Raw genomic sequence first — 11,769 nt, forward strand, 5'->3', positions numbered from 1 at the left:
TTGCGCCTCCTAGTAAGTCTATCCGATTTCTCCACCACGTATAACTTTATATATTTTTTGAAAGCTACTCAATATTTTGTACTTGTTCACGAATTTTTTCAAGGTTATTTTTCATTTCTACAACATATTTTGAAATTGTTAAGTCATTTGCCTTAGAACCAATCGTATTAATTTCTCTATGCATCTCCTGCACGATGAAATCCATTTTCCTTCCAACAGGCTCTTCAATCTGCAGTGTTTCACGAAATTGCTCTAAATGACTTTGCAAACGAACTAACTCTTCGTGAATATCACAACGCTCTGCAAAAATTGCGACTTCTGTTAACAATCTTTGTTCATCTAGTTCTTGATTATGTAATTCTTTTAAGCGATTTTCTAATCGTTCACGATATTTTTGCGTAACAATCGGTGCATGCGGAATAATTGCATTTACACAATTGTGAATCTCTTGTAAACGATACGCTATATCTTTATGTAATCGTTCTCCTTCGCCATCTCTCATCGTTTTTAACATATGAGCAGCTTGGCGAACAGCCTCATATAAACTGTTCTCAAATTGTTCATTTACATTTTCTACTTCTTCAATCGCTGTTACTTCTGGCATTGCCATTAATTGCTGAAGTGTACTAGAATCTTGTAATTGAAATTTCCCTTTTATATCTTCCATAATCGATTGGTACTGCTCAAGAAGCGACCAATTCACACTTAATTTTCTTTCAACAAGCCCTTCACCCGTTATACTAATAGACACTTCAATGCGTCCACGCCGAACTTGTTCTGCAATTATTTTACGAATTTTGTCTTCAAATACCATCATTTGCTTCGGTAGTCGAATACTCATCTCTAGAAAACGGTGGTTCACCGATTTCATTTCTACTGTAATTTGAAAAGTATCATTTTCTACTTTTGACCTTCCGAATCCTGTCATACTACAAATCATTTTTATCACATCCAAGCCATGAAATAACTCAATGAAAAAGGTAATAGAGACAAGGCTCTACTACCTTCTGTAAATTATATCACATTTTCATATCATTGACTATTTCAAGTTTAATCCCTTCTTATATAATACTGGCTTTTCCTTCTTCCCCTTTTTCCCTGTTAATAAAGAACCTACAAGTAAGAAGGTCGGAATTGATGACAAACCTCCAATTAACAACCAATCTCTCGCTTGTATTGGCATTGTACTAAAGATCGGTTGTAGCGGTGGGTAATATATAACCACTAACATTAACAGTAAAGAAATGATAACCGCTCCTACTAAATACACGTTCCCAAACGGATTACGGTGGAAGATAGAATGTTCACTTCGGCAATCAAATACATGAATAAGTTGTGCAAGTACCAACGTCGCAAACGCCACAGTTTGTGCATATTTCAGCTCATTTGGGTGTTGATTATATGCAATAATAAACGCCACTAACGTCACTGCTCCAATTAGAAAGCCACGACTTATAATTTTCCAGGCAAGCCCTCTAGCAAATACCCCTTCTTTCGGGTGACGCGGCGTTCTCTTCATCACGTCCCCTTCCGCCTTATCCAATCCTAATGCCATCGCCGGTAAACCGTCAGTAACTAAGTTCACCCATAAAATTTGAATAGGAACCATCGGCAGCGGTAATGCAAGTAACATTGCAAATAGCATGACTAAAATTTCTCCTACGTTCGATGCTAATAAATAACGAATAAACTTACGTATATTCTCGTATATATTTCTACCTTCTTTAATTGCTGATTTAATCGTAGCAAAATTATCATCTAGCAAAACAAGAGAAGAAGCTTCTTTCGCAACGTCTGTCCCTGTAATTCCCATCGCTATCCCAATATCCGCTGTTTTTATAGCCGGAGCGTCGTTTACTCCATCACCTGTCATCGCTACTATATGCCCTTTATTTTGCAACGCCTTAACAATTTTCAATTTATGTTCAGGTGATACTCGAGCAAATACATACGTATCTTCTACAACACTTTCTAGTTCCTCTACATCCATATTCGCGAGTTCTACTCCTTCAACAACACGTCCACCAGGTGGTAAAACCCCTAATTGTTCCGCAATTGCCATTGCTGTCACTTTATGATCTCCTGTAATCATCACTGTTCGAATACCAGCTTCTCTGCACTCTTTTACAGCCTGTTCTACCTCTGGTCTTGGCGGATCAATCATTCCCTGTATCCCGACCAACATAAAATCTTTTTCAACGTCTCTTTCATGTTCAATAGAATCTGTTACTTTTAATGGCTTAAATGCAACTGCAATTGTTCGAAGCGCTTGACTACCTAAACTATGAATAGCCGCCTGTACTTCTTTTCTATACAACTCACTTATCGGTTGTTGCTTATCCCCCCATAAAATCGTTTGACTCATTTGCAGGAGGACATCTGGTGCTCCCTTCGTAACAAGAAACTTTTTCCCCTCTCTATCTCGCACAATAACACTCATCATTTTTCGAGTTGAATCGAATGGAAATTCACGAATAATTTCAAATTTCCCTTTCAGTGCCTCACGCGTTATCCCCGCTTTCATTGCTGCAGCTACTAGTGCTCCCTCAGTTGGATCTCCATCTAATACATATGCCTTTTTCTTTTGAATAATATTTGCGTTATTACATAGTGAACCAAATGTGAGTAGTTGATACAATGCTTTTGTTTTTGCTGGATCGCATTCTTTTTCACCTTTCAAAAAAGAGCCATTAGGTTCATACCCTTGACCCGTCACTTTCCATAACTCTCCACCTGACCACATATGTGTTACCATCATTTTGTTTTGCGTCATTGTTCCTGTTTTATCAGAGCATATAACAGAAGCGCATCCTAACGTTTCTACCGCTGGTAACTTCCTTACAATTGCTCTCTTTTTAATCATACGCTGTACACCAAGCGATAAAGCTACTGTAACGATTGCTGGTAATCCTTCAGGAATAGCAGCAACGGCTAGCGACACTCCTGCTAAAAACATATGATACACTTCATTCCCTTGATACACACCGGCTAATACGACAAGCGCTGTCAAAATAAGAGCCACAATAATTAATATTTTCCCGAGTTGCTCTAATCTTCTTTGCAGTGGTGTTTCCATTTGCTCTGCATTTTGTAACATATTTGCAATTTGGCCCATCGCTGTATTCATACCAGTTGCTACAACGACCCCTGTGCCAGCTCCTCGTGTAATCATTGTACCCATAAAAGCCATATTTTTTTGATCACCAATTGAAACATCTTGCCCCTGCAGAGCTTCTACCTTCTTCTGCACCGGTACTGATTCTCCTGTCAAAGCTGATTCTTCGATATATAAACTTGATGCCTCAACAAGACGTACATCCGCCCCAATACGATCACCACTAGAAAATTTAATGACATCACCTAAAACAAGTGCTTTAGACGGTGCTTTTACCCACTTTCCATTCCGCATTACAGTAACTTGCGGGGCGGCTAGCTCTTTTAAAGCTTCCAGTGACTTTTCAGCCTTTCTTTCTTGAAAAAAGCCAAGAATACCATTGATAATAACAATCGCAACAATCGCAATAGAATCAATGTATTCACCTAAAAAAGCCGAAACTATTGTTGCACCAAATAAAACAAGTACCATAAAATCTTTAAACTGCGCCAAAAATACCATCAGTGCAGAAGGCCTTTTGGCTTCATCTAATTCATTTGTACCAAATTTTTTTATTCGCCCTTCTGCTTCCTTCTCTGTAAGTCCAACCTTCACATTCGTATTCGTTCTTTCTTCCACTTCGTGTGCGCGCATTCCATACCAATTCATCCCGCTATCGACCTCCTGATTCCAGACATACTCTATTGAAAGCTTATTCAGCCTCGTCCAAAAAAATGCTATAATTAACTTTTAGTTAGAAAGGAGTGTTTTTTATGGCATTCGATGGATTATTTACAAGAGCAATTACACATGAAATTGCAAATTCTCTTTACACGGGGAGAATTTCAAAAATATATCAACCTTCAAAATATGAGATTTTATTACATATTCGAGCAAACGGAAAAAATCAAAAACTAATTCTTTCCGCTCATCCGACATATGCACGTTTACACTTAACAAATCAAAATTACGATTCACCTGCACTTCCGCCAATGTTTTGTATGCTTCTTCGTAAGCATCTAGAAGGTGGTTTCATTGAAAAAATTGAACAAATTGATTTAGAGCGCATTATTCAAATTACAGTTCGCAGCAGAAATGAAATTGGTGACGAATCGCTAAAAACATTAGTAATTGAAATAATGGGACGACATAGTAACATCATTTTGGTAGACACAAAAACAAACAATATTTTAGATAGCTTAAAACACGTTTCTTTAGCAGTGAACCGACATCGAACGGTATACGCTGGAGCTGAATATGTTGCGCCACCAGCACAACATAAAATTAACCCACTTCAGATTGAAACAAATGAGGAATTTATTAGACCACTAGACTTTCTATCTGGAAACATGGATAAACAGCTTGTCGGCACCTTTACTGGGATATCGCCGTTATTCGCAAAAGAAGTAGTGAAAAAAGCAGGTATGGTAAATGAAAAAGCATTAGCGGACGCTTTTTTCTCCATACAACGACCATTACTAACTCATACATATTCACCAACGATGACCACTTCAAATGGGAAAGAATTCTTCTATCTTTTCCCTCTTGCACACTTGCAAGGAGAGGACAAAGCATTCTCATCTGTTAGTGAATTGCTAGACCGTTTCTTTTTCGGAAAAGCAGAGCGCGACCGTGTAAAACAACAAGCTTATGATTTAGAGCGCTTTATGCAAAACGAAAAAAATAAAAATGAGAAAAAACTCATTAAACTAGAAAAAACATTACAAGATGCTGGAAAAGCAGATAAATATCAACTATTTGGCGAACTACTTACAGCCAATATGTACGCCTTGAAAAAAGGTGATAAAGATATTGAAGTCGTTAACTATTACGATGAAAATGGTGGAACTGTAAAGATCACATTAGATCCTTTAAAAACGCCTTCTGACAATGCGCAACGCTATTTCCAAAAGTATCAAAAGGCGAAAAATTCAGTTGTTGTTGTAGAAGAACAAATCGAAAAAACAAATGAAGAAATTCTTTATTTTGATAGCTTACTTCAACAAATGGAAGCTGCTTCTTCAAAAGATATTGAAGAAATTCGTGAAGAATTAGCTGAAGAAGGTTATATGCGCAATCGTAAAACGAAAAACGCAAAGAAAAAGCCTACTAAACCAGTATTAGATAAATATGTAGCAAGTGATGGCACAGAGATTTTCGTTGGTAAAAACAATAAACAAAATGATTATTTAACAACGAAATTTGCCCGTCGTGATGAAATTTGGTTACATACGAAAGATATCCCTGGGTCTCATGTTGTCATTCGTTCTCTTGAACCTACCGAAGACACTGTGTTAGAAGCAGCTAAAATCGCTGCCTATTTCAGTAAAGCAAAAGATTCTAGTTCTGTTCCTGTAGATTTCACCAAAATACGCCATGTCAAAAAACCGAGTGGTGCAAAACTTGGTTTTGTTACGTACGACAATCAGCAAACTGTATATGTAACACCAGATGCTGATACGGTAATGAAATTAAAAGCATAAATAAAAAAATGCGTTGCTTATAAGCAACGCATTTTTATATTCGTTCTCACTAGTTCATATACCCATTTACTAATTCATAACACCTTGCTTTTGTCATCTTATATTTTTCATCAGCAGCTTCAAGATATTTCATCGTCCCATTATTTTCATCCGTAGCAATGGCTTTTACCTTACTTTCCTTTTCTTTAATCCATGCAACTTGTTTTGTTTTCAACGACTGAAACGCATCAGCTGACATCGTATTTTTCAATGTACTGTAGAGTTCATTTAGTTTATTATCCCACAGTTGATAATTTCCTTCTATTTCATTTACTATGTCATTTGTTGACGTAACATTTGTATGTTTTTCTTGATTTTCTAAAGCAGCTAACTCATTTAAAACCTTAGTTTTACCTATTGCTGACGACGTTTCTTTTTTTGAACTAGTAGACGTACTAGAATCATTCCCTTTAACTGTTTCTTGCTCTTGAACAAAATCTTTTTTCGTAACCTTTTCTTGCTCTTCATCATCTACATTGTGAGTAATAACCGAGTTTTTGGCGTCGACAGCAACTACTCCGTTACTTTCTTTAAAAACATATTTTTTATTTCCCCTATTCTCTTCTCTAACAAAAGAGACATTCTTGAAACCTTGTACTCTAAGAAGTTCTTTAGCTTCTTCTTTAGTTAACTTTAAATCTACTGACGTATTTGATGACCATCTATCCATTAACCATCTTCCATCGGTATATACGAAAATAAATTCCCACATCTCCGCTTCATTCCCCATATCATTTGCAAGAGTAAGCGTCTCAATCTTTAAAACATCATTTTTCTGTGAATAAGTTGTCCTCACGTCCGGCTCAATATGAATCGGAAATGGTAACATATCAGTTTCCCTTGATCTATTAAATGTATCAAGCAATCCTGGAAGCTCCTTCTCTACAAACCTATCTGAAACTAGCCCCTTAACGCCTTTTTTAGCTGTACCTAAATCTCCAGGATTATTTCGGCTCCATCCATTTTCTTTTTCCATCTCACTAAATGCATTTGCTATTGCATCTACACTCTTTCTTACAATCTTTTTCGCTTCTTTTTCTGTCACTTCTGGCGCTTCATCAAGCTGTTCAATCGTTTCATTTACTTGAACTTTGTTTTCACTTTTTTCACAACCTGCTACAACTAGCATACTAGCCACCAAGCAAAATGACATTACTTTACTTAATTTCTTCATGTACTCACAATCCTTATTCCTTCATATTCGTTACGTTTCCCTATTTTCGAGAGAAATCCAACAATTACCTATTATATCAATAACAACTGTATATTCATATATTTAATTTTACATTAAAACAAAGGACATACTTTCAAAATATATACTAAAAAATCTCTTATCCTTTTCTTCCATATTGTCAAAAAAATTGACATTGCTATTTCGAATTTGTATAAATTTTTTGACACCTTGTGAAGAAAGTGAAATTTGGATCGATATTTTTCTCATTCTCCCACTGATAATTGAAATAATCTGTATTTCACGAGCAGCCCACCACCCACAAATAGCGGGCAAAATTGCCTGCCTACCTAAAATATATGCAACTTCTGCTATTTTTTCTCTAAAAATATTTTTTTGGCACGCTATTTGCTTTATTCAATACTGTGAACAGGGGGAATTAACATGACTTTAAAAATTAATAAAATCCAAAATCAACTACAAAACTATGAAATTGACGGATTACTGATTACAAAAAAAGAAAATCGCCAATATGCAACAGGCTTTACAGGTAGCGCTGGCGTCGTCTTAATCTCTGCGGATAAAGCTGTTTTTATAACTGATTTTCGCTATGTAGATCAAGCGAAATCACAAATAAAAGATGCTGAAATTATTATGCATAAAGGAAATTTAGAACAAGAAATTGCACATCAAGTATCGAAATTAAACATTCAAAAACTTGGAATTGAAGAAAATAACATGACATTGCAACAATATAAAAACTTACAAAAATACGTACATGCGGAAATGGTTCAAGTGTGCGAAATCATCGAAAATATTCGTATTATTAAAGACACGCCTGAAATAGCAACAATGAAAATCGCAGCTAATATTGCTGATGAAGCATTTCACCACATCCTTACGTTTCTAAAACCAGGAATTAGTGAAAATGATGTACGAGATGAGTTAGAATTTTTCATGCGAAAAAAAGGGGCTACATCCTCTTCATTCCAAATCATTGTAGCTTCTGGCGTTCGTTCTTCACTTCCTCATGGCGTTGCATCAAATAAAATAATCGAACGAGGCGACGTCGTTACATTAGATTTCGGTGCACTTTACGATGGATATTGCTCTGATATAACACGGACTGTAGCCATCGGAGAGCCATCAGAAGAATTCAAAAAAATATATAACGTTGTATTAGAGGCATTAAAGCGTGGAACGGAAGCAATTAAACCTGGGGAAACTGCGAAAAGTATCGATGATATAACGAGAGATTACATTACTGAGCATGGATACGGCCAATATTTTGGACACTCTACTGGTCATGGTCTTGGGTTAGAAATACATGAACCTCTTCGCCTATCCCAAGAAAGTAAGGCTACTTTAGAAGAAGGTATGGTTGTTACAGTTGAACCTGGTATTTACATTCCGAACTGGGGCGGTTGTAGAATTGAAGACGATATCGTCATTACAAAAGACGGATATGAAGTTATTACAAAATCAAATCGGGAACTAATTGTTATTCCTTGCTAAAATCATGACCTTTTTTAAAAGGAGTTTTTCTCTGCACATAGAATTCTTTCTCTGGAGTCATCGTTTAAAGAGGGGGAATTAAACTTGAATTTTGTAATTGATAAAATAGATGGTTTACAGCCTGAATTTTCCAAACTTGTTTCCATGATGAATTACGCTCGCTATACAACAATGCAAGCGGTGGAAGGTTTAACAATTGAAGAACTTGATTACTTATATGATGAGGAAGCAAATTCAATTGGCATGCTTTTGTACCATATGGCCGCGATTGAATTTTACTACCAAATTCATACTTTTGAAGACCGTGAACCAACGGAAGCTGAATTAGAACAGTGGTTACCTGCTATTGAGTTAGGGGATCTTGGACGTGAGAAAATAAAAGGAAACCCGATAGAATTTTACATAAATACATTACAAGAAGTACGTGCCAAAACGATCGAGACTTTTCAATCATTACCTGATGAGTGGCTATTTAAAACGACAGAATTTTGGTATGACAAACCTGCAAACAACTACTTTAAATGGTTTCACGTTTTTGAAGATGAAATCAATCATCGCGGACAAATTCGTTTAATTAAAAAGATGCAAAAAGCTCATTCAGTAAAGTAAGAAAGAAAATGCCACCGAATAAGGTGGCATTTTCTTTTATTCATTAGCGAATAGCTTTTCATTTACTTTTTTGGCGACTACCGCTACCAACATTAAAATGCATATTAAATATATCAATTTCGCAATAAATAACCACCCTTGAAACATTACAATTCCATCTATTATCTCATTTCCTTTCAATAACAAAAATGGAATTGTACTAATTATAATGACAAACTCGATGCTGAAAACAATTTTCTTTTTTCGGCTATATGCCTCCCATTCTTTCCAGCGATACATAGGTGCAAAAATCAATACTCCTATACATAATATAACTGGCACCCATTCACTTTTAAGAAATTGCCCTGAAACAACTGATAATAGTAAACAAACGAGCACGCCATAATAACCTATTTTCTCTCTCAATCGTACTCCCCCATTCTACTTCTTCTTTAATATGTAACTTGCTATGCTTATAAAAATCTTCAGAAAAATAACTACTACAATTACAATATAAAGAGCTTTTGCAGACGACATCCATTCTTGAAAAATAGATATTTTCTCCATTTGCTTCTGTCCTTCTATTAAAATAAACCCTACGAAAAATGAGCAAATAACAATGATACCTATCATAATTCCGATACTTTTCTTACTATATTGTTTCATATCATCCCAGTTATATAAAAGTACAAAAACAAATCCGAGAACAGGTATGATACTGATCCATTCATTGTTTGTAAACAAATTTAAAGTGATTAATAGACTACAAGATATGATAAATCCCCAAAACCCAATTTTTTTACGCATAAGCCCTCCTTTAATTCCATTTTTAGGATTAATTGTATTGTAACATCCATTTATCGTTCTTACTATTACAGTACATGAAATTTCACTTTTTTCTTTTTCCTATACTCACATACTTTCACTGCCTTCATACAATAAACTACACGAATGCCTAAAGGATGTGAATGTTATGGGAGTTGAATTAACGCTGTTACATGCTCTCTATATTCTTTGTTTACTCACTATTATTACCTTCTTTATTCTCCGGAAAGATACGACGGTTATTTGTATCGTTTTTATCTTTTTATTAGCATTAACCGCTACAAGTTCTATCCCTCTTGCCATTAGCGGTATTTTTCAAAGTTTCATTTACGCTATTACTGAACTTTTACCAACTATATTAATCATCTCTATTATCGTATCAATGAGCAATCTACTCGTTCATACCGGCATAAATGATACGATGATTTCACCATTTACAAAGATGATTCGTACACCTACCCTCGCCTACTGGATTATCGGCCTTTTAATGATGACAATTTCTTTCTTCTTTTGGCCTTCTCCAGCTGTCGCCTTAATGGGGGCTATCTTATTACCCGTCGCTGTACGCGTCGGCCTTCCTCCAATTGGAGTTGCCGTCGCTATGAATTTATTCGGACACGGCATCGCCTTATCTGGTGACTTCGTTATTCAAGGTGCACCAAAATTAACTGCAGACGCTGCTGGTCTTCCTGTTTCTAGCGTTGTTTCTGCCAGTGTTCCTCTCGTAATTGTTATGGGCATTGTGACAACTTCCGTAGCATTTTTCTTCTTACGGAAAGAATTTCATACAGGATTATCTATACAAGAATCTATTCCATCAACTGCGTCTTCTAAAACGATTACTTCATTATCTCTTCGGACAAAAAAATGGCTCGCTATTTGTATTCCGATCGTATATGTCATCGATATCCTTTGCATGATTCAATTTAAACTACAAGGAAGTGACGCAACTGCACTTATCGGCGGGACGACTGTTATTATGATTATCATCATTTCTCTCATCTCCTACAAAGGAAATGGACTAAATAAAACGACCGATTATTTTATAGAAGGGCTCCAGTTTGGATTTAAAATCTTTGGTCCAGTTATCCCAATTGCTGCACTCTTTTATTTAGGAGATAGCGGTTTTGTAAAAATTATCGGAGACTATTTACCGAAAGGTTCACACGGAATCATTAACGACTTAGGAATTGCTTTGTCTCAAACAGTTCCTTTAAACCAATATGTATCAGCGGGAACATTAACTATCGTTGGTGTCATAACAGGATTAGATGGATCTGGCTTTTCTGGTATATCACTTGCTGGTTCGATTGCCAATCTTTTCGGAACAGCACTTGGGCATGGAACAGCTACATTAACAGCACTCGGGCAAATTGCTGCCATCTGGACCGGAGGCGGAACTTTAATTCCTTGGGCACTTATTCCTGCCGCTGCCATTTGTAAAGTGGATCCATTTGAACTCGCACGCCGAAACTTTTTACCAGTTGTGATTGGCTTAATCGTCACTACCATCGTTGCGATGTTTATTCTATAAAGTAAGCAAGTGTTCTCTTGCTTACTTTTTTATTGTGAAATCAATCATTTATTACGGACTTTCAAAAGGGATTATGTATATGTTAGCGAAGTTATATTAGGAGAGTATTTATTTCAAAACGTTTACGAGAAACAGATTATTTCCATTCGAAAAGGGGACATAACTATGAATGAATTGATTTTCGTCTTATTAATTTGTCCGTTACTTATCTTTATCGTTTCTGTTATTGGAACACGCAAGACGAAAACGTATTACGTCATGCCGATTGTAACGTTTTCAAGTTTTTTAATAATAGGTGTTATCGCCTTTACTCCAAAATTTTTCTTTTGGGTTGGCATGTACAGCATCTTCTCATTTATTGTTTCTTATATGACGCTATTGTTTGTGAGAGGATATGATGTTGCGGAAAACGCTAAATAGTTATTAACGAGGAGATTGTAATATGATTTTCTTTGATGTCGCTGGAACTTTACATAAAATTATAACAATGATATAAAAAAACGACCGCGTTCCCCCGCGG

General features: G+C 36.1%; 10 protein-coding genes. 5 read left to right on the forward strand and 5 right to left on the reverse strand.

Annotated features, from left to right (window positions below):
* Positions 1–64: 64 nt before the first annotated feature.
* Positions 65–940, reverse strand: coding sequence for a YicC/YloC family endoribonuclease (locus K5S59_RS10445; protein ID WP_000564116.1), 876 nt, complete (start codon positions 938–940; stop codon positions 65–67).
* 99 nt (positions 941–1,039) lie between these two features.
* Positions 1,040–3,763 (reverse strand): calcium-translocating P-type ATPase, SERCA-type, encoded by a 2,724-nt coding sequence (locus K5S59_RS10450; protein ID WP_001104752.1) that lies wholly within the window; start codon positions 3,761–3,763, stop codon positions 1,040–1,042.
* Between the two features lie 104 nt (positions 3,764–3,867).
* On the opposite strand from K5S59_RS10450, the gene K5S59_RS10455 reads away from it, so the two are divergent.
* Positions 3,868–5,577 (forward strand): Rqc2 family fibronectin-binding protein, encoded by a 1,710-nt coding sequence (locus K5S59_RS10455; RefSeq protein WP_120450827.1) that lies wholly within the window; start codon positions 3,868–3,870, stop codon positions 5,575–5,577.
* A 49-nt stretch (positions 5,578–5,626) separates the two neighbouring features.
* On the opposite strand, the gene K5S59_RS10460 is transcribed toward K5S59_RS10455, so the two are convergent.
* Positions 5,627–6,790, reverse strand: a complete 1,164-nt coding sequence (locus K5S59_RS10460) for a lysozyme inhibitor LprI family protein (RefSeq protein WP_212981805.1) — start codon at positions 6,788–6,790, stop codon at positions 5,627–5,629.
* A 441-nt stretch (positions 6,791–7,231) separates the two neighbouring features.
* Between K5S59_RS10460 and K5S59_RS10465 the strand changes: the two genes are divergently transcribed.
* Positions 7,232–8,302, forward strand: coding sequence for a M24 family metallopeptidase (locus K5S59_RS10465; protein ID WP_098257923.1), 1,071 nt, complete (start codon positions 7,232–7,234; stop codon positions 8,300–8,302).
* 84 nt (positions 8,303–8,386) lie between these two features.
* Positions 8,387–8,911, forward strand: coding sequence for a DinB family protein (locus K5S59_RS10470; RefSeq protein WP_001012041.1), 525 nt, complete (start codon positions 8,387–8,389; stop codon positions 8,909–8,911).
* A 36-nt stretch (positions 8,912–8,947) separates the two neighbouring features.
* Here K5S59_RS10470 and K5S59_RS10475 read toward each other — a convergent pair whose 3' ends face one another.
* Both K5S59_RS10475 and K5S59_RS10480 read right to left on the reverse strand, forming a co-directional pair.
* Positions 8,948–9,316, reverse strand: a complete 369-nt coding sequence (locus K5S59_RS10475; protein WP_001208275.1) for a YoqO family protein — start codon at positions 9,314–9,316, stop codon at positions 8,948–8,950.
* A 15-nt stretch (positions 9,317–9,331) separates the two neighbouring features.
* Positions 9,332–9,697 (reverse strand): YoqO family protein, encoded by a 366-nt coding sequence (locus K5S59_RS10480; protein WP_001227564.1) that lies wholly within the window; start codon positions 9,695–9,697, stop codon positions 9,332–9,334.
* A 166-nt stretch (positions 9,698–9,863) separates the two neighbouring features.
* On the opposite strand from K5S59_RS10480, the gene K5S59_RS10485 reads away from it, so the two are divergent.
* Positions 9,864–11,249: a hypothetical protein gene (locus tag K5S59_RS10485; RefSeq protein WP_000537893.1), complete on the forward strand. Its 1,386-nt coding sequence runs from the start codon at positions 9,864–9,866 to the stop codon at positions 11,247–11,249.
* A 165-nt stretch (positions 11,250–11,414) separates the two neighbouring features.
* On the forward strand, positions 11,415–11,669 hold the full coding sequence (locus tag K5S59_RS10490; RefSeq protein WP_001003939.1) for a YbeF family protein: 255 nt from the start codon (positions 11,415–11,417) through the stop codon (positions 11,667–11,669).
* The last annotated feature ends 100 nt before the right edge of the window (positions 11,670–11,769 follow it).

Source organism: Bacillus sp. BML-BC051 (assembly GCF_019656175.1).
GTDB classification, from domain to species: domain Bacteria; phylum Bacillota; class Bacilli; order Bacillales; family Bacillaceae_G; genus Bacillus_A; species Bacillus_A mobilis.

Bases quoted from the DNA above. Each gene is read 5' to 3' on its own strand.
- K5S59_RS10445 (WP_000564116.1), bottom strand. From the start codon at position 940: ATGATTTGTAGTATGACAGGATTCGGAAGGTCAAAAGTAGAAAATGAT.
- K5S59_RS10450 (WP_001104752.1), bottom strand. From the start codon at position 3,763: ATGAATTGGTATGGAATGCGCGCACACGAAGTGGAAGAAAGAACGAAT.
- K5S59_RS10455 (WP_120450827.1), top strand. From the start codon at position 3,868: ATGGCATTCGATGGATTATTTACAAGAGCAATTACACATGAAATTGCA.
- K5S59_RS10460 (WP_212981805.1), bottom strand. From the start codon at position 6,790: ATGAAGAAATTAAGTAAAGTAATGTCATTTTGCTTGGTGGCTAGTATG.
- K5S59_RS10465 (WP_098257923.1), top strand. From the start codon at position 7,232: ATGACTTTAAAAATTAATAAAATCCAAAATCAACTACAAAACTATGAA.
- K5S59_RS10480 (WP_001227564.1), bottom strand. From the start codon at position 9,697: ATGCGTAAAAAAATTGGGTTTTGGGGATTTATCATATCTTGTAGTCTA.
- K5S59_RS10485 (WP_000537893.1), top strand. From the start codon at position 9,864: ATGGGAGTTGAATTAACGCTGTTACATGCTCTCTATATTCTTTGTTTA.
- K5S59_RS10490 (WP_001003939.1), top strand. From the start codon at position 11,415: ATGAATGAATTGATTTTCGTCTTATTAATTTGTCCGTTACTTATCTTT.